Origin of the sequence: Clostridium magnum DSM 2767 (genome assembly GCF_001623875.1) — a bacterium.
GTDB classification, from domain to species: Bacteria; Bacillota; Clostridia; order Clostridiales; family Clostridiaceae; genus Clostridium_AM; species Clostridium_AM magnum.
The window spans coordinates 1,179,375-1,199,673 of the sequence record NZ_LWAE01000001.1; the positions used below are offsets into that span (position 1 = coordinate 1,179,375).

The following is a 20,299-nucleotide window of genomic DNA, read 5'->3' on the forward strand; positions in this document are numbered from 1 at the left end:
TCAAATCCCTTGCTAAGACTCATAAAAAAGCATTTAAATGTTCCTCAGAATTGATATCATATCCTTTCACATTGGGTGATTTTAGAAATTTAAACCGCATATAACTTTTTCTTAAATTTTCAATTCCTCTCCTGGATTAGTTATAGTTACAATCTTTACAGGAAGTTTAGAGTTTTTTTCTGCAAATTCTCTAGTAATATAGGAGTTATCTCCAAAGTGCATAGGTATTAAGGTCTTAAGTGCTATTTCCTTTATAAAGTACTCAGCACCAATACCATAAAATTCCTCTAGTCTTGGATCTACTGGGAAAAAGGCTATGTCAATAGGCTGACCTTTGATTTTATCAATTTCTGCTTTAAAGTTTTCTTCAGCAGCTTTTCTTTCCTCATCAGAATCTTCCTTCCAATGCCACCAGTTTAAATCACCAGCGTGGAAGATATTTATTCCATCAACTTTCACAAAAAATGATATTCCGATATCTGTAGAGCCATAAGCTTTTATATAAACAGTTTCAAGTTCATTGTTCATTTCCGTAGAGGTAGGGATGTTTTGAGCATCTTCTAATTTAGTTTTAAGAAACAATTCCTCATCTTGAGAGATTTTAAAGTAGTTAGCCTTCCAACTATCTAAGGTTATATCACTGCTTAAAATATATTTAATGTTTTGGTTGTACTTTTCCCATTCTAAAATCGCAGGATTAAAGTGATCATGATGACTGTGGGAAGAAAAAACTAATACATTTTTTTGTTTTGTGATTAAATCCTTTAATACAAAGCTTTTTGAAAGATTAGATTCTTGATTGTTATCTGGTTCCTTGTAATAATCAAATACTAAAAAACAATTTGGGGTTTCTACAGCAAAACAACTGTGGTATATGTAATGAATTTTTAGTTTAGAATTAATCATAGTTTCAACACCTCGCTTAACTACAAGTTTCACTTAATATATAAATTATGATATAATATCATTGATTTTACAATACTAATAATATTTAACGCAAAATGAATTGAAAGGGGAAATAAACAATGAATTTTACATTTGATCACAATAATATAAATGTATTGGACCTTGAAAAAAGTGTAGCTTTTTACAAAGAAGCACTAGGCTTTAAGGAAATTCGCAGATACCAACCTGAAGACAAAAGCTTTACCCTTGTATTTATGGGAGACGGAACTAAGGACTATCAAATAGAATTAACTTGGCTTCGTGATAGAAAAGAACCTTATAATCTTGGAGACAATGAAATACATATGGCAGTTCGTACGGATGATTTTGATGGTGCCTATGAACTTCATAAAAAAATGGGATGCATATGCTATGAAAATAAGGGAATGGGACTTTATTTTATAGCAGACCCAGATGGATATTGGACAGAAATTTTACCAAAGAAAAACGTTGTTTAGTTTTAAGATAGGGTTCCAGGCTTCAGCTTAGGAACCCTGTCTTTTTTACCTGACGGACGAATTGGGTTATTTTTCCTGTTATAGAATAGATAAAATTTAACATTTTAAAGTTATCATGAATATACTTATTATGTAATAAGTATTTAAGGAGATAAAAAAGTGGCTAACTTGGTACCTAAAAAATATAATTTTTCTACGGTAAAGGGAATAACTAAAAAACAACTGGAAGAGCATTATAAACTATATACTGGATATGTAACAAAAGTAAATGAAATATGGGGAACCTCAGTAGACGCTAAAAGTTTTGGAGAGAGTAATCCAACTTTCAGTAAAATGAGAAGTTTAAAGCTTGGAGAAACCTATGCAGTAGATGGAGTAAAACTTCATCAAATGTATTTCGAAAATATGACTGGTGGCAATAATAAACCTACTGGTGGCATCTTAAATTTAATAAAGAGAGATTTTAAAAGCTATGAAAACTTCTTAGAGTATTTTAAAAGTGTAGGCCTTGCTATGAGAGGCTGGGCAATACTTGCCATCGACCCTTTAGATAATAAACTTCATGTATTTGGATCAGATGCACATGATGTTGGGGCAGTTTGGAACTCAATTCCCTTATTGATATTGGATGTATATGAACATGCCTATTTTATGGACTTTGGAACGGATAGAAAGAAGTATATAGATACATTTATTGGGAATATAAATTGGCAAGTAGTTAATGATCGATTGAAAAAGTATAATATGATTAAAACGGTTATGGTAAGCTTAAGAACCTTGGATAATACATCTATATATCCAATATGGAATCTGTCAGACAATGAATAAGTTGGAAGCTTGAATCATATGGGATTATTAGAGCGGGAGTCAGCGTATAAAGGGAGGCGAGAACTATGTCCTTAAGTGATAAGCTAAAGATTTTAAAGATATCACTGGAAGAGAGTGCAGATGCTGCTGCTAAAAAGTCGCAAGATTTTATTGAGTATTCTGATTTGTCTTTATCAGCTTCATCATTAAAGAAAAAAATAGAGGACATATATACAAAAATAGGAGAAAAAATCTACAAGGACTTTAAGGATGGAGAGCCTGACATACTGAATCTTAAGGTTATATTTGAATACTGTGATGAAATAAAGGAACTTGAAAAAGAGTTAAGCAAAATAAATAAGAAAATACTAAAATTGAAGAATAAAAAAGAGTGTAAGCAGTGCGGTAATCTTATAGATAAAAAAGCTTGTTTTTGTGATAAATGTGGCTCTAAACAGTGATTAGATCCTCCTAACTTGGACATAATTAAAGAAAATCAGGTATTTAAGACAGAATATACTAGCATACTGACTAGTTATCTGTTTTAGATTCCTTAGTTAGGAGGACAGGGATTTGAATAAAGTAATAATGGTTGGAAGAATTACAAAAGATTCAGAACTTATACAATTAGAGGGAAGCACAAGAAGTGTAATAAAATTTGTGCTAGCGGTAAATAGAAGATTTTCGAAGAAAAATGAAGAAAGGGATGCAGATTTTATTTCTGTAGTTTATTGGAGTAATTATGGTGATAAAATTCAGCCTTACTTATTAAAAGGAAAACTTATAGGCATAAGTGGAAAAATAACTACAAGAAGTTATACTGGAGCTGATGGGTCAAAGAAATATATCACCGAGGTTGAAGCAGATAATATTCAGTTCTTAGAAAATAAAAAAGAGAATTTAGTGCAGGAAAATGTAATGTAGTTACAGGTTTTCATTATTAATACCGTCATACTTTCAAAAGTGTGGCGGTATTTTCATGGTTTGTATTATTTTCAATTTTCCATTAATCAATTGACAGCATGGTAATTACATTGATAGAATTATAATATGGACTATTTAATAATTATTTATGGAAAATTTATTTTAAATAATTTATAAATGTAGTTAATTGTAAAAGGTGGGAATTTGTTTTGGAGAATAGAGAGAAAATATTAATAAGTAAGGAAATTATAGACAAGATTAAAGCGGGACTTCACACTATAAGATTAACAACTAAAGAAAAAAGTATACAAAAGGAAGCTGCCACTCTAGTAAAGTTATTAGAAGCCGAAACAAATATGGACAGCTTATCCCTTGAAGAGAAAATACTACAGAAAATGAAAGAGACAAAAAGTACTGATCCGGATATGAATGCTAATTTGTATATACTTCACCGTAAGTTAGTTAATGGACAGATAAGTGAGCAGCAGGCTTTAGAGTTATTTGAAGCTTATGTAAGAACTGATAATATGAATAATGGGTTTTATTAGTATAACTCAGAGATATATCCGCTTGCAACGTACACTTTGGAGAAAAGCAGAGAACCAAAATCTATGATTTTGTGTGAATCGCTTTCACAGAGTGCGTATGGGAGTATTAGAGCGGGTAGTCATCGGATGAAATAAACTAAGCATTAATATATTCTAATGCTTAGTTTGTTTTTGTTCTATTATATTTTTGTGTTATTGTATATAATATACCTAATAAGTTAAATTATTGTTTTTTTATTAGAAAAAATGACTTAAGATTTGTTTTAGTGGCACTTATGTAAAATTAAACTAAATGTTATAAACTTTTAAACGATAATAGTATAGTAAAATGAATAAATACTAAGTGAAAATGAATTGTAATATTGCTAAATTAAGTTATAGATATTCATTTAGAAGAGATCCTAGAAAGGAGTGGATGCATTTTAATGAAAAATATAAGAACTAGGTTTGTACTTAAAAGCAAAAAGTTGGCTGCTATAGTTATGTCTGCAGCTTTAGTTGCCGCCTTCAACTTTACAAAGGTAGATGCTGCAAGTATAGCAGCTAGATATAACGGTGTTGATAGATACGAAACAGCATCAAAGGTTTGTCAGGATGGATGGAAAGAAGATACTGACTACGCAGTAATAGTTAATGGAGATAATTTTCCGGATGCGATGACTGCTGCTCCATTAGCTAAAAAATATGATGCGCCAATTTTGTTGACTAATACAGATATATTGAATCCTTACACTTCTGTGGAGCTTAATAGGTTAAAAGTAAAAAATGTATTTTTGATAGGTGGAAAGTCTGTTATATCACAAAGTATAGAAGATGCATTAAAAGCTAGAGAAATTAAAGTTACAAGAATTGGTGGAACCAATAGATATGAAACAAGCATTCTGGTAGCACAAAAGCTTGGAAAGGTAAATGAAATTGCGGTAGTTAACGGAGATCAATTTCATGATGGAATGTCTATGGCATCCATTGCAGCCTTGAAGGGAATACCTATTATTTTAACTGGCAGCAACTATATTCCGGATACAGTTAAAAAATATTTACAGTCAAACAAAAAAATAGAACAAGCCTATGTGGTAGGTGGAACAGATCAGATAAGTGATTCTGTACTATCATATATCCCTAATGCAAAGAGAATAGGGGAAGGTGATGTTTACCAGAGGAATACAAGTATAATAAATGCCTTCCAGAATGAAATAAGTACAGGCACTATATTTGTTGCATCTGCACGAGATTTTCCAGATTCCCTTGTGGCTTCGTCTATTGCACCAAAGACCTCATCGCCAATTTTATATGTAGATAGTCCCATTTCGGATTATACAGTAAATCTTTTAAGTTCAAAGATTGTCAATAACATAAAAATTTTAGGCGGTACTGGAGTAGTAGGATATGATTTAGAATATATTTTGTCAAGTATTCCACTTAGCATAAGCTACGTTAATAATATTACTGATACAATATGGCAAAATCAAAAATATACACCAAGACCTACCGTGGTAGTAACAGCTACAGATGGTACTCTTAAGGAAATGCCTGTAACCTGGAATGTATCGTACTTAAGTACGTCTAAGCCAGGAATATATACTATAAATGGAACAATAGACGGTACATATAGAACAATAACCACTACCCTTATAGTTAATCCTTTGCCGGTTTCTATAGCAGATATTTCCGATGAAGTTCAAAGTGGATATTCATATTCTTTCCCGGATACTGTAAATGCTAAGATGTCAGATGGTACAGTTGCAAAGGTAGATGTAAATTGGGAATATGGAGATCAAGCGATAAATACTCCAGGTGTGTATACCTTCTATGGTACTGTGAATAAGTATAGTAAGAAAGTAAAGCTTACATTAGTAGTAAGAGACAGTGGTAGTTCAGGTACACCTAGCAATCAATTTGATGATACTACAATTGAAATTGTTCAGGGAGAAAGCTATAAATTACCTAAAACAGTGTTAGATAAGGTTACAAATAAAAATTTACCTGTAACTTGGAATACTAGAAGTATTGATACAAGTGAAACAGGTATTGTAAGGCTTGTAGGAACGGTAACCGGATCTTCTTATAATGCATACCTAACTCTAATAGTAACACCAAAAATTGTAGAAGTGCCACAAATCGTGGAGACAGTAATTCAGGGAAGCACTTACACAATGCCAACACAGGTTGCTGCAAAGACTTCAGATGGACAAACAATTTATGTAGATGTTACATGGGAGACTCCGTTTGTAGATTTAGGTAGTCCTCAAACATATTACTTGAAAGGTACTGTAAAACACTTTGAAGATCCAGTAGTACTGGTACTGAAGGTTGTATCTTATTAGATTAATTATTATAAATTTTAAATGAGGTGAAACTGAAATGAAAAAGATAAAAGTATTAGTGGCTTCTGTAGTTATGGCCCTTAGTTTTTCAACTGTTGCATTGGCAGCTTTACCAGCTAACACCATAATAATAGGAGATAAAGCCTATAGCATGGACTATATTTCAAAGAACTTAGGACAGCTAAGTGATATATTAAATAATTCTACTCAATATCAAAGTATTTATTATGTAAATGGATTAAGTAAGATAGTTAATTTATTTGATGGAGAGGAACTTTCTACTACCAGTTCAAGTATAAGCAGCAGCTTGACATATTATGATGGCAGTGGAAATAAGACTATGTATACTCGCAGCGGAAATAGTACAACAGGATATACTTATGATGCAGATAAAACTAGTTCAAAGATAAATGCTACAGTAACTGTAACATCAATAGGCAGTATGTATTTTATAAGCGTAAAGATACCTTATGCCAGCGATGTTAATGTAGCCCCTTATACTTTAACTCCAAAATATTTTAAGGTTATTAATAATGGTACAAATACTAGCAGTGATTTAATTAAAAAGATAGGAACTCCGGATACTGATAATGGTGAAAGTAATGATGATTATATATTAAATCTAGTTACTACGGATAGAACTGTAAGAATACAAATACTTTCTTCTGATAAGGTAGCTATAGCTACAAGTGAACCTAAAACTTTAAGTGTGGCAACATCACAGAGTGTACCTTTTAACCTGGATAACTACTATACTCCAACAACTAGTTATACATATACTAATACAAATGGAGTAGGAAATCTAAATAACACTGGATTAGCAACTCAAAGTAATGGATGGATTTATTATAGTAATCTAGGAGACGGCGGCGGAATATATAAGACTAATGGCGTTCAGAGTTATAAAATATGTGAGGATAATGCTAAGTTTATAAATGTAGTTGGAGATTGGATATATTATAGTAACTATGGTGATGGTCAAAAAATATACAAGGTAAAAGTAGATGGTACAGGAAGAAGAATTGTATGTACAGATCAAGCCTCCTATGTTCTAGTTTCAGGAGAGTATATATATTACAGCTACCATTCAGGTAATGGAACTGGAAATATAAGAAAGGTAAGCAGAGATGCAAATAGATCTGCAGGAAGTAATATTACCAGTGATGAGGCTGAATATTTAACTATATCAGGAGATATGATCTACTATACAAATAAAACCGAGGGTAATTCCATATATTCCGTTTCAATCAACGGAGGATCTAGAACAAAAATTTCTACTGATAGTGCTAAATTTATAACCTTTGCTAATAACCAGATCTATTATGTTACTGATTCGGGCCAGTTAAAGTGGATAAGCAAAACTGGAGGAAGCTTTGGATCTATACAAGTAACTAATGGAAGTACTGGCTCAAGCGCAGTTATAGGAGCTATGAATATAACAAGTGATGGAAAATGGATGTACTATACTGATGTTGCTGATGGAAACAAGCTTTATAGAGCTCCAATAGTTAATTACTTAAAAATATCTGGAGATAAGTATGCTGACAGTTATGCTGATTTTATAGCTTTAGCCGGAAGTAATGTTTATTATAGTAAAGGAAGTTCTATGTTTATTGCAAATGAACCTACAATTTCTTCTGGTGCAAGCTCAAGTAGTTCTGGTTCGTCAGTTTATCAGTATAGTTCAACAGCTGTAGCAAAAATTGCTCAACCTTTAAAGGTTGTATCCTATGATAAAGTGGCAACACCTACAAAAAATGCAGTAGGTACAAACACAAGCAATTTAGAAGATTATTTACCAGATAAAATTACTGCAGTTTTAAGCGATGGCAGCGTACATGAAGTATTAGTTGACTGGGATTTAAATCCAAAAACCACAAATAGTGCAGCAACGCAATATACAGGTAAAGTAGTAGGATATGGTTCAAAAGTTAGCTTATCTTTATCGATGGCAAGTGAAACTATACCGGTAAAATCTATTAAGGTTATTAATAATGCAGGATTATTAGATGACAAAATATATATAAATAAAGATGATACTGGGGCGGAGATGTCAACAAAAGCTAATTTACAGATAGGAGATGTAATAAAGGTTTATAGAGATTCCTCTAAATCAGAATTGTTAGGACAAGACACTGTAGTTCCATCCCTAGGAGGAGGATTGTTGAATTCCATAATTACATTAGCACAAAATAAGACAATAGCAGACAATGCTGAATATGTGTATGTAACTAGAACTTCATCTGGCGTACTTGAAAGTGATGTGGTGCAGGTTCCAATAAGCGGAGTGTCAGGAACTCCAACCTTTGCTATAAGTACATCAGATGTAACATTAACTAATTATGGTACTCTACAAAATGGATTGTCAGAAAATGATATAGTACAAATAGCTCCAACGACTCAGCTTCAACAAGGAGATATAGTAAATATTTACAAAAATACAAAGGATAACGGTAAGATTAAAATAGCTTCACAAATGGTTCAATATGTACAAAGCTCAGATCCATTTTCGCCAAATAAATTCTCAGCTACTATATCTGTTCCAGCTGGATATATTGAGTATGATTCTTCAGGTGATACTTATGATGGTAAGAACAAAATTTATATAACAAAGAGTACTCAGTTTGCAGAAAGCAGCTGGGAAAAGGCTATAAAAGTTGATGTAAATCAAGGTGTAGCATTGCCATTAGGGCAGTTGATTATTTCTGGAACTAGTACCTCTGGGGTATTTGTTCGTACACAACTAGATCAAAATTACGAGTATTATTATAAGGTTGGAGCATCTACTCCAGAGCTTGGAAGCATAATAACCGATATATCTGGTAATCCGCTTAGTGGTGGATGGACTAAATTTGATAAGACTAATCCACAGTTAACTGGTGTTGTAAATGGTAATGATGTGTATGTGCTTCAAGTATACATTGATCCAAAAGATGGCGGAAAAGCATTTAGATGCAGCCATGCAACAGCTGTAGTTACTCCGTAAGTATAACAGCAAATAAAACATAACTATTTGGCTAGTAAGGAATAGTGACCTTGCTAGCTAATAGAAAGGGGAAATAAATTTTGAAGTTAAAATATAAAAAACTCATTGCGTTTATAGCTGTAATTAGTACTGTTCAATTTGGGGCTTTTAGCATAATTAATCCAAATTCAATAAATTATAATACAGTCTATGCAGCTAGCTCACAGACAGAGGATAAAGTAATAACTCAAAAGATTACAACGGATACCAATAAGGCTTGGACTATAAACTTTAACACAGAAATAGATTTTAATTCTGTAAAAGACAGTATACAGGTAAATAAAGTTAGTAATGGTCAACTAGGGACGACTGTTCCGGTGACGGTTTTCCAAAGAACAAAATCCTCTATAATAGTAACGCCACCTTCTGGAGGATATGAAAAAGGTCAGATGTATCAAATAACTGTAAAAAAGGGTGCTAAAGCTACAACAAAAAAAGGCTTGTATAGAAATAACATTATGAAGTTTTCTGTAACAAGTGACAATGCTGCTATAGGTAAGGTTGAGGTTTCTCCTGTGGTAAAGGCATTTAAGCTTATAACTGTAAATGCAACTTCTAGGTCAGATATAAAGAAATATAAAATTGAAGGTAATGAAAAGCTATTTAATATAGGGGAAACTTCGCTTAATGTATTAGAGAATAAAAGCAGTGTTAAGGTATATTTCTATGGAGATGATAGATATACACTTTTAGGAAGCGCTACTGTAGATGTAAGTAAAAGTGCCAGCGATATACAATTTCAAATTAAGTAAAAAAAGCTGTATGGGATAAAATGCCCATACAGCTTTTTTTACTTAATGACTATTTTTTAGTACTTTTATCTGATTTAGATTTTTACTTAATGTTTAATGAGAAAAAGAAATTTATGCGAAAAGTAGGTATTGACAGGTGGGGCATATAATACCAATCAAGTATTATATGCTGGTGGGCGATAAACATTATATATTTTAATTCTTCTCAAAAATTGAAATAAAGTTTGTGAGAAAATGATTGTAATTATCTAAATTGAGGAGGGAGTGTTTTTCTTTAATGAAAAGCAGCAGGTTTGCTAATACACTTATAAGTAAAAAAATAACTATTATGGTTCTAGCTGTAATTATCGGTACTGCTGTTAACTTTACAAAAGTGCATGCTGCTAGTATAGCAAATAGATATAATGGCGTTAATAGATATGAGACAGCAGCAAAAGTTTCCCAGGACGGGTGGCAAGAAGATACTGATTACGCAGTAATAGTTAACGGTGAAAATTTTCCGGATGCAATGAGTGCCGCTCCTCTGGCTAAAAAATATGAAGCTCCTATATTACTCACAGATAAAGACCTATTAAGTCCATATACATCTGTTGAGATTAATAGGTTAAATGTGAAAAACATTTTTATAATAGGAGGCAAAGGAGTGGTATCACAAAGTATAGAGGATGCTCTAAAAGCAAGAGGTATGAAGGTTACAAGACTTGGAGGAGTAGACAGATACGAAACCGGTATTTTAGTAGCACAAAAACTTGGGAAACCAAGTCAAATTGCTGTAGTCAATGGAGCAGATTTTCATGATGGAATGTCCATAGCATCTATTGCTGCACTAAAAGGAATGCCTATTATCTTAACCGGCGTCAATACTATTCCGGATTCCGTTAAGAAATATCTTAAAGCTAATAGTAAAATAGAGCAGGCTTATGTAATAGGTGGAAAAGCTCAAATAAGTGATTCTGTGATGTCCTTTATACCAAATGCCAAAAGGGTAGGAGAAGGCAGCGTTTATGAAAGAAATGCAGCTATAATAAATGCCTTTCAAAATGAAATAAGTACAGGTACTATATTTGTAGCCTCAGCTAAGGATTTTCCGGATTCTCTTGTGGCATCTTCCATAGCGCCAAAGACGGCATCACCAATTCTATATGTAGATAGTCCTATGGCTCAGGCCACAGAAGATTTGCTTAAATCAAAGATTGTTAAAAATATTAAGATATTAGGTGGTACTGGGGTAGTAGGGTATGATACAGAATATACTTTGGGATATATGCCGTTGGACATAGCATATGTGGAGGATTTTACAGATGTTATATGGCAGAATCAAAAATATACACCTAGACCTACAGTTATAGTAACAGCAACTGATGGAACTATAAAGGAAGTACCTGTAAGCTGGAACCTGATAAAGGTAGTTACTTCAAAACCTGGAGTATACACTTTATATGGAAAGATATATGGTACAGACAGAACTATAGTTACAACACTTATTATAAAGCCTTTACCAGTTAAGGTTGAGGATACAGGGTCTGAGGTTAACATTGGAGATGAATATACTCTACCGGAAACTATAAGTGCTAAAATGTCAGATGGCACTGTTAGTAAAGTTGACGTATCTTGGGAATATGGAAATCAAGATACTAGTAATCCGGGAATATATACTTTTTATGGTACTGTTGAGAAGTACAGCAAAAAAGTAAAATTCACGTTAGTAGTAAAAGATAATGGTAATGGAAATACAAGTAACGACCAATTTGATGATACTGTAATTGAAATAGTACAAGGAGAGGCATACACACTGCCGAAAACAGTACTTGATAAAATTAGTAATAAAAATTTACCTGTAACATGGAGTACAAAAAGCATTGATACAAGCCAAGTAGGAATTGTAAGACTTCAAGGAACGGTACAGGGTTCTATTTACAAAGCATATTTAACTTTAATTGTAACACCTAAGATTGTAGATGTACTTCAAATTACAGAAACTGTAGTTCAAGGAAGCTATTTTGAATTACCAACTGAGGTTGCGGCTAAAACTTCCGATAACCGTATAATTTATGTACCTGTTACATGGGATAGTCCGTTTATAGATCTTGGTACTCCTCAAACATATTATCTAAAGGGTACCGTAAATCATTATAAGATGCCAGTTGTGCTAATGCTTAAAGTTGTATCTAACTAATAAATTAAATAGAATAAATTTCAGAAGAGGTGAAGGTAAATGAAAAAGACAAAGCTTATAGTTGCGCTGGTAGCTGCTACAGCTATGGCTACCATGTTTTCAACTAAAGTATTTGCAGCTTTGCCAACTAACGCTCTTATAATAGGTAACAAAGCTTATGATGTAGGTTATATTTCGAAAAATGTAAAGCAGTTAAATGATATATTAAATAATTCCACTCAATATACTGATATCTACTATAATGATGTTTCTGGTAATGTTTTAAGTTTATTCAGTGGAGATAAGATTACAGATTTAACAAAATTAGGAGTAAACAGCTTAACTTATTATGATTATAATGGAAACAAAAATATATACAAGCTTACTAATGGCCAATTTAATCCAGATACTGAGAGCTCTACTATACAAGCTGAAATAACTGTAACACCAGTAGGTTCAGGGATAATGAACTTTATAAGTATAAAGATACCAGATGCCAGTAAGGTTAATGTAAAACCATATACCCTAGAGCCTCAGTATTTTAAAGTATATAACAGCAATAACAGTGATTTAATAAAGAAAATTGGAGTGCCTAGCTCAATAAGTGGTGAAAGTAATGATGATTATGTGTTAAATTTAATCTCTACAGATCCGTATTTAAGGTTGCAGATACTTTCTTCAGATAAAGTACCAATAGCCACAACTAAGCCACAAACATTACAAGTAGGAAAAAATACTGTAAACTTTACTTTGGATAGTTATTTTATTCCACCAGAAAGTTATAATCCAAGTGCTAATGGACTAGGAAATATAAATAATAATGGGTTGACTACTCAAAGTGGAGATTGGACTTACTATAGTAATTCTAGTGATGGTGGTGGAATATACAAGACAAACGGAGTGCAAAGCTATAAAATTTCCGAGGATAATGCTAAATTTATTAATGTAGTTGGCGATTGGATATACTATAGTAATTATTCAGATGGACAAAAAATTTATAAGATAAAAGTAGATGGAACGGGAAGAAGAATTGTATCCACAGATCAGGCATCTTATTTAGTGGTTTTAGGAGAATATATATATTATAGCTATCACTCAGGTACTGGCGTTGGAAACATAAGAAAGATTAGTAGAAATGCTTCCAAGTCTCCAGGAGAAAATGTTACTAGCGATGAAGCAGAATATATAATAGTATCAGGAGATATGATCTACTATACAAATAAAAATCAAGGAAACTCCATATATGCTATCCATACTGATGGAACTTATAGAAGCAAGATTTCAAGTGATAATGCTAAGTTTATTACTTTAGCCAATGAGAAAATTTATTATGTAACTTCTTTAGGTCAATTAAAATGGATAAGCAAGAATGGGGGAAGTTTTGGAACTATATTGGTAAGTAACGGGAATACTGGCTCAAATGCAGTTATATCTTCTATGAATATAACGGATGATGGAAAGTGGATCTATTATGCAGATTCTACCGATGGAAACAAAATGTATAGGGCGCCTTTAGTAGATTACTTAAGGATATCTGGAGATAAATATTCCAATGATTATACTAATTTTATAAATATAGTAGGAGGCAAAATTTATTATACCAAGCTAAGCAGTATGTTTATTGCAAATGAGCCTACTATTTCCAGTAAGAAAGACAGCTATGGCAGGGCGATTTATGATTATTCGTCTACTGCTATAACAAAGATTAAACAAGATTTGAAGATTCTTTCATATGATAAAGTAGCAACACCTACAAAAAATGCAGTAGGTGCAGATGTTAATAACTTAGAAGAGTATTTACCAGATAAGGTTACTGCAGTAATGAGTGACAATAGTATACAAGAACTATTAGTTAACTGGAATTTAAATCCAACAAAGAGTACAAAAGGATCAGCAGTACAGTATGAAGGTACAATAGTAGGTTATGGAACTAAAGTTACATTAACATTATCTATGGCAAGTGAAGCAATACCAGCTACTTCTGTTAAAGTTATTAATAATGCAGGATTGTTAGATGATAAGATATATATAAATTTAGACGATCAAGGAATAAAGCTTCCAGTAGTAGCTAACCTACAAGTTGGGGATACAATAAAGGTTTATAGAGATCCTCTTAAATCAGAATTGTTAGGACAGGACATTGTAGTGCCGTCTATAGGAGGAAATGTATTAAATTCTACAATTGTGTTAAGAAGAGAAAAGACAGTAACAGATGATGCTAAATATGTGTATATAACTCGAACCTCAGCAGGGGTTCTTGAAAGCGAACCGGTACAGGTTCAAATAACTGGAGGAGTGTCTGGAAAACCAACCTTTAATAAGGATAATCTAAGTATAAAAGTAATTAATTATGGCACACTTCCAAATGGGCTAACAGAAAATGATATAGTAGAAATAGCTCCGACTACCGAACTGCAGCAGGGAGATATAGTAAATGTTTATAAGAAGGTAGACAATGTGAAGGTAAGAATAGGTTCACAAATGGTTGAATATGTTCCAGATCCTAATCCATTTGCAGAGAAGAAATTTAAAGCTACTATAATACTTCCAGCTGGATATATCGAGTATAAAAATGGTGGAGATAATAATATTTATATCACAAGAAGTACTCAATTTGCTGAAAGTGATGACTTAACTGTAGCCTTTGATCAGGGAGTAGCACTACCGCTAGGCATGTTATCAATATCAGGAACAGCAGGAAATGTATTAGTTCGTACAACACTAGATACACAATATGAATACTACTATAAAGTATTTGGGCCAGCCCCTCTTCTAGGTGAGGATATAACTGATCCAAGTAATGGATGGACTAAGATAGCAGATCCGACAAATCCTAAATTAGATAATATTATTAACGGGGATGATGTTTACATTGTTCAAACCTATAGTGGAAAGGCTTTAAAAAGTAGTCATGCCATAGCACAGGTTAAGTAGGGTACCTATTATCTAGTAGATTCTATTAATTAGATTAGTGTTATTACAGATTTAAGTTAAAAATAATTACATGACATAGTTAAGAGAGCAGTAGGTATTCCTGCTGCTCTTTAGAATTATAGCAACGAAAGTACAGTAATTAAGTAAAAAGCAATTTATCGTAAAAATATAATTGACTAAAGATAACAGATGTTATAACGATAATTATACAAAAGAGATGTAAAATTTATATATTTAAATATATTTTTTAGGAGGAAGAGAACTTTGAAAAAGTTATCAAGAAGATTTAAGATTTGGACGTTAGCTTTGATTATAGCAGGGTTTTCTATATCCACTATAGTCTTTGCCGATGGTATGGCTCTAAATAATAAAGCTATAGTATCAATTGATGATAATAGTATAAGTAAAATTAGTGATAAAACAATTTCTGATACTCATAAGGTGTGGACAATCAGATTTAATTCTTCTATAGATGCTAATTCCTTTGCTAATAGTGTGCAGGTTAGAGACTTAACAACAGGAACCACAGAACAGATAAGTACAACCATAGGGGATGACAATAGTTCAATAAAAATTAATCCGTCAGAACAAGGATATAAGGTTGGACATAATTATGAAATAACTGTAGGAAAGAATATCAAATCTAACAAGGGTAAAAATTTAAAGAAATCAGCAGTGATGGGGTTCAAAGTAATTGATGTGACTAGTGGTAATAACACTGCATCTGCTAAGGTAGTTGTGTCACCTGTTCTGCCTATGTTTAAGCAGATAACAATAAATTCTATAGATCTTTCAGATGTTAAAACTATAAAGATAAATGGTAATGATAAAGTGTTTAATGTTGGAGAAGCAGCCCTTTCATTTGTAGGTGAAAATACAACAACTTTATATTTTTACGGTAGCGATGGAAAGACTGTTATTGCTAAAGGGGATATAGATGTAAGTCAATCAAAAGACAATGTGATTATAAAGCTTACTAATGGGAATTAGTTAGATTGAGAGAAGTTAACTATGTATCTCAATTAATTAAATATAATATAGATGGTTTGGAGTGAAATTTTATGAGATTAAGTCATAATACGGCCTCTCTAAATGTGTATAGGGGTTATTCTAAAGCAGTACAAAAACAAAGTGATGCTATGAATAAAATATCATCAGGCTATAAAGTTAATAATGCTAAAGATGACCCAAATGTTATAGCACAAAGTGAGAGAATGAGAATGCAAATAAGAGGATTGCAGATGGCAGGGAAAAATGCCCAGGATGGAGTTAGTATGCTGCAGACTGCTGAGGGTGGTTTAGATAGCATGACCTCAATGGCTCAAAGAATAAGGGAACTTATTGTGCAGGCTGGAAATGGTGCCAATACTGAGGAAGATAAAAAAACTATCCAAAATGAAATAGACCAAATGATTGATGGGATAGATGATATAGCTAAAACAACTGAGTTTAATGGTATAAAACTTTTAGCAGAAGATAAGATTCTGGAGATGCCTATTGGAGCAAATGCTGGAGAAAGTGTTAAAATACCTCAATTTGCACTGTCTTCAGATAAAGTAGGGACTGATATGACAAATACATTACAGTCAATTAGATCTGCCAATAAAAATGATGGGACAATAGGAGTAAATAATATAGTAGATAATTCCATTGATAAAGCCCTTGAAATCGTAGATAGATCTTTAGATAAAATAGTTTCTGTAAGAAGTAAATACGGAGCACTAGAAAACAGATTTGAAGGCGGCCTTCAAGATATAAATGAAATATCTGATATAATGGATGGGGCAGATAGCAATTTGAGGGATGCGGACATAGCAGTTGAGATGGCTGAACTGGCAAAAAATAATATACTTGCAGAAGCAGGAAATGCAATGATGGTACAAACAAATAAGTTCCCGCAGGATGTTTTGAGAATTTTAGAGAATGTGAGAAGTAAATAAAAAATAATATAGGGGTATGCTAATAGGCGTACATCAAAATAAAGCAGCATATATTTTTAATTGTTACTAAAAATATATGCTGCTTTTCTTATTTATATTGTAAATTAGCTCTTAAATATACAAATACAAACAACATTTTATATAATCTAAAAATAATCCCTACAATTCCCTAACATCAGGAGTAAATTAGTCTTCAGTCTTGAATACCAATAACTATAATAGAATTAAATAAATTTGACTAAAGATGTGGAATTAGTTTCTTATTTACAAGGAGTTTGAGGGAATGGTATCTTAGTAATATAAATATGTCTCTGAATTATGACAATATATGTTTTAATTTGAGGAAAAAATCCGTATAATATGAACTATAGAACATGATTTGAAAAGTAGCAAATTGTTCCTTTATACTATATAATAATATAAGAAAAAGTCCAATTTTGATATTATCTTTAAGGTAGGAAATCCAATCATCGTGATTATCAAAAAAAGCATTACAAAAACCTATAAAAAAATAAGATAATTTTGAACAATAGTAACACAAAACAGTACTTTTATGATAAAATAATTATGAATAAAATGAGGTTTTAATTAAAAATAAAGTTTAATTAAAAAATGAATGAACATGAGAAATGACAATAAATCTCTAATGATGTTATAAATTACGGAGGATGATAAAGTGAATTTTCAAAATCTGTCAAAAGATCAGTTGGTGTATAATTTGTTAAAAAAAGGTTTAGATGCTTCTTCTCTTAGAAGTAGAGCCATATCAAACAATATAGCTAACATAAATACTAAGGGTTACAAAAGACAATATGTTACCTTTGAAGAATCATTAAAGGAAAATATAGATAATGTAAGCCTTAAAACAGAAGATGACAAGCATATAGATGGCGGTATTAAATATGGAGAAATTAAGACAGGAATAGATAACTCATCTAGTATGAGAGAAGACGGTAACAATGTTGATGTAGATAATGAAATGGTGAATCAAGCAGCCAATACTTTAATGTATAATGCACTTGTAACTCAGGCTAATAGCAGATTGACTATGGAGAGGTATGTAATAAATGGAAGGTAATATAGTTAAGGGGAATACTGCGAAGGGAGATAACATAGTATGATTAGAGCATTTAACACTTTAAGGATAAGTGCTAGTGGACTTTCTGCTGAAAGACTTAGAATGGACACAATATCTTCAAATATAGCAAATGTGAATACTACTAGAGGAGCAAATGGACAACCTTACAGAAGAAAAGTTGCTGTTTTTCAAGAGAATTTAAATAAAGAATTGAATAAAGAAAATGGCAAATATGAAGCTACACCAATGGGAGTAAAAGCAGTTGGAATTGAGGAAGACAATTCACCTTTAAGAAGAGTCTACGATCCGTCTAATCCAGATGCAGACACAGAAGGATATGTTTCAATGCCTAATGTAAATGTACTGAATGAAATGGCAGATATGATGGTTGCAACAAGAGCCTACGAAGCAAATGTTAATGCAATTAATGCTGAAAAGAGTATGTTCTCAAAAGCTTTAGAAATAGGAAGGTAGGTAATTTAGGCTATGAAAATAAATGAGTTTACTCCAGATACTGAGATTTTTAAGAAAATAGGCAATAAGGATAATAAAGAAGAGATAAGTGAAAAAGACTCAGCCAGCTTCGGTGATTTATTAAAGAAGAAGTTAGATGCAGTTAATGAGAATCAAATTAAAGCTGAAGACACCACCCAGAAATTTATTCAGGGGGATGAGGATGACATTCATAAGGTTATGTTAGACACCGAAGAAGCTAAAATGTCATTAGAACTGGCAGTTCAGATTAGGAACAAGTTTGTTGAGGCATATCAAGAATTAAGTAGAACGCAGTTATAGTGAGGAGTGCTTAGATTATATGGGTAAGCTATCAGAAAGTTTTAAAAGTTTAAAAGAAAAGTGGAATGGCTTTGGCAAAAACAAAAAGATAGCTTTTGGTGTATTTTTTATAGGAATAATAGCGGCTCTAGTGTTTTTGGGAGTATCTGTAGGTTCAACTAAATATGAAGTTCTTTTCTCTAATATGGACCCTACTGACTCAGCGGCAGTTTATAAACAATTGCAGGCTGATAAAGTAGATGCTAAGGTCAGTGGTAATTCAATATTAGTACCAAAAGAACAGGTAGATCAGCTTCGAATGAAGATGCTTTCTGAAGTATCAATGACTAATGGAAGTCAAGGATTTGAACTTTTAGATAAAAGTAAACTTGGCTCCACAGATCAGGAAATGAAAATAAATTATCAAAGAGCACTTCAGGGAGAATTGGAGAGAACTATAAAGAGCTTTCCAGAGGTAGAGAATGCTAGAGTACACCTTGTACTTCCAGAGGATACAGCTTTCGTTAAAGATACAGAGCCTGGGAATGCTTCTGTAACTTTGAAATTAAAAGCTGGAACAAAGTTGAGTTCAGACCAAGTAAAGTCTGTTATTGCTTTAATAACAGGAAGTGTTAAAAATATACCAAAAGAAAATGTACAAGTTATAGATGATAAAATGACCTTGCTTTCAAAGGATGTATATAATGATAATAAAGATTTAGCAGATTCAACAACTCCAGCAGAAAAACAACAACAGTTAAAAGAAAATTATGAAGAAGATATGGAAAAAAGATTACTAAGTATGCTGGAAGCGATTTATGGTAAAGACAAAGTTAAGGTTAAGCTAAATGCAGATTTGGATTTTGATGCAGTACAACAGGATTCAGTAACTTATGATCCGAAATCAGTTGTAGTAAGTGAACATGGTGTAAAGGACACTTCAACAGGACAAGGGAATACTTCTAGTAGTCCAGTAGACAATAATATGACAAATTCTGCAGCTACAAATGCTAACGGTGAAACAACTACACATGAAGAAACAACTAAAAATTATAATGTGTCAAAGGTGGAACAAAAGACTATAAAGGCTCCAGGTGCAGTTAAAAGATTAACTGCTTCAATAGCTTTAGATGGAAATGTGGATGATGCGACTAAAGCTTCCATAAGAAATCTTGCAGTATCAGCTATAGGCTATGATGATAAAAGAGGAGATACTATAAGTGTAGAAGGTGTACCTTTTGATACTACAATAAAAGATAATGCTAAAAAAGACCTAGATGCAATGGAAAAGGCAGCAGAGCAAGCAGCGAAAACTAAAATGTATACTATGATTGGAATTGGAGCTGCAGCACTTTTAGGATTAGCAATAGCATTGTTCTTATGGAGAAGAAAGAAAAATGTAGAAGAAGATCAATTGTTAGGAGCACAACTTGAGTCACAAGGTATTGATGTTATTATAGGCGATGATACTGAGGGTCAAGATGGAAAACAACGTCCTAAATTTAAGCCAATAGAGCTTGATGAGGAAAATGAAAGAACTCATTTTGAAAATGAGATAAAGAAATATGCTAAGGATAAACCTGAGCAGGTTGCAGATATTGTTAAATCTTGGTTAGCAGAGGATGAGAGGTGATG

17 protein-coding genes are annotated in these 20,299 nt (G+C 32.5%); 16 read left to right on the forward strand and 1 reads right to left on the reverse strand.

Features of this window, described 5'->3' with window-relative positions; genetic code table 11:
* Positions 1 to 111 precede the first annotated feature (111 nt).
* On the reverse strand, positions 112 to 906 hold the full coding sequence (locus CLMAG_RS05630) for an MBL fold metallo-hydrolase (protein ID WP_066619095.1): 795 nt from the start codon (positions 904 to 906) through the stop codon (positions 112 to 114).
* Between the two features lie 119 nt (positions 907 to 1,025).
* On the opposite strand from CLMAG_RS05630, the gene CLMAG_RS05635 reads away from it, so the two are divergent.
* From CLMAG_RS05635 to fliF, 16 genes are all read left to right on the forward strand, one after another.
* Complete coding sequence (locus tag CLMAG_RS05635; protein WP_066619097.1) at positions 1,026 to 1,403, forward strand: VOC family protein; 378 nt, start codon at positions 1,026 to 1,028, stop codon at positions 1,401 to 1,403.
* A gap of 159 nt (positions 1,404 to 1,562) precedes the next feature.
* Positions 1,563 to 2,231 carry a superoxide dismutase gene (locus CLMAG_RS05640; RefSeq protein WP_066619100.1) on the forward strand — a complete coding sequence of 223 codons (669 nt, stop codon included), beginning with the start codon at positions 1,563 to 1,565 and terminating at the stop codon, positions 2,229 to 2,231.
* 65 nt (positions 2,232 to 2,296) lie between these two features.
* A complete protein-coding gene (locus CLMAG_RS05645) occupies positions 2,297 to 2,671 on the forward strand; it encodes a zinc ribbon domain-containing protein (protein WP_066619102.1) in 375 nt (124 codons plus the stop codon).
* 112 nt (positions 2,672 to 2,783) lie between these two features.
* On the forward strand, positions 2,784 to 3,134 hold the full coding sequence (locus CLMAG_RS05650) for a single-stranded DNA-binding protein (RefSeq protein WP_066619107.1): 351 nt from the start codon (positions 2,784 to 2,786) through the stop codon (positions 3,132 to 3,134).
* A 209-nt stretch (positions 3,135 to 3,343) separates the two neighbouring features.
* On the forward strand, positions 3,344 to 3,682 hold the full coding sequence (locus tag CLMAG_RS05655; protein ID WP_066619109.1) for a hypothetical protein: 339 nt from the start codon (positions 3,344 to 3,346) through the stop codon (positions 3,680 to 3,682).
* 425 nt (positions 3,683 to 4,107) lie between these two features.
* A complete protein-coding gene (locus CLMAG_RS05660) occupies positions 4,108 to 6,006 on the forward strand; it encodes a cell wall-binding repeat-containing protein (RefSeq protein WP_066619110.1) in 1,899 nt (632 codons plus the stop codon).
* Positions 6,007 to 6,043: 37 nt separating this feature from the next.
* A complete protein-coding gene (locus CLMAG_RS05665) occupies positions 6,044 to 8,992 on the forward strand; it encodes a DUF5050 domain-containing protein (protein ID WP_066619111.1) in 2,949 nt (982 codons plus the stop codon).
* A gap of 80 nt (positions 8,993 to 9,072) precedes the next feature.
* A complete protein-coding gene (locus CLMAG_RS05670) occupies positions 9,073 to 9,783 on the forward strand; it encodes a hypothetical protein (protein WP_066619112.1) in 711 nt (236 codons plus the stop codon).
* A gap of 277 nt (positions 9,784 to 10,060) precedes the next feature.
* Positions 10,061 to 11,959 carry a cell wall-binding repeat-containing protein gene (locus tag CLMAG_RS05675; RefSeq protein WP_066619119.1) on the forward strand — a complete coding sequence of 633 codons (1,899 nt, stop codon included), beginning with the start codon at positions 10,061 to 10,063 and terminating at the stop codon, positions 11,957 to 11,959.
* 39 nt (positions 11,960 to 11,998) lie between these two features.
* Positions 11,999 to 14,872: a DUF5050 domain-containing protein gene (locus CLMAG_RS05680; RefSeq protein WP_066619121.1), complete on the forward strand. Its 2,874-nt coding sequence runs from the start codon at positions 11,999 to 12,001 to the stop codon at positions 14,870 to 14,872.
* A gap of 264 nt (positions 14,873 to 15,136) precedes the next feature.
* Positions 15,137 to 15,862: an Ig-like domain-containing protein gene (locus CLMAG_RS05685; protein ID WP_066619130.1), complete on the forward strand. Its 726-nt coding sequence runs from the start codon at positions 15,137 to 15,139 to the stop codon at positions 15,860 to 15,862.
* Between the two features lie 71 nt (positions 15,863 to 15,933).
* Positions 15,934 to 16,812: a flagellin N-terminal helical domain-containing protein gene (locus CLMAG_RS05690; protein ID WP_066619132.1), complete on the forward strand. Its 879-nt coding sequence runs from the start codon at positions 15,934 to 15,936 to the stop codon at positions 16,810 to 16,812.
* Positions 16,813 to 17,488: 676 nt separating this feature from the next.
* On the forward strand, positions 17,489 to 17,890 hold the full coding sequence (gene flgB, locus CLMAG_RS05695) for a flagellar basal body rod protein FlgB (protein WP_066619134.1): 402 nt from the start codon (positions 17,489 to 17,491) through the stop codon (positions 17,888 to 17,890).
* Positions 17,891 to 17,929: 39 nt separating this feature from the next.
* Positions 17,930 to 18,364 carry a flagellar basal body rod protein FlgC gene (gene flgC / locus CLMAG_RS05700; protein ID WP_066619146.1) on the forward strand — a complete coding sequence of 145 codons (435 nt, stop codon included), beginning with the start codon at positions 17,930 to 17,932 and terminating at the stop codon, positions 18,362 to 18,364.
* A 12-nt stretch (positions 18,365 to 18,376) separates the two neighbouring features.
* Positions 18,377 to 18,685, forward strand: coding sequence for a flagellar hook-basal body complex protein FliE (gene fliE, locus CLMAG_RS05705; RefSeq protein WP_066619148.1), 309 nt, complete (start codon positions 18,377 to 18,379; stop codon positions 18,683 to 18,685).
* A 19-nt stretch (positions 18,686 to 18,704) separates the two neighbouring features.
* Positions 18,705 to 20,297, forward strand: coding sequence for a flagellar basal-body MS-ring/collar protein FliF (gene fliF / locus CLMAG_RS05710; RefSeq protein WP_066619150.1), 1,593 nt, complete (start codon positions 18,705 to 18,707; stop codon positions 20,295 to 20,297).
* Positions 20,298 to 20,299 lie beyond the last annotated feature (2 nt).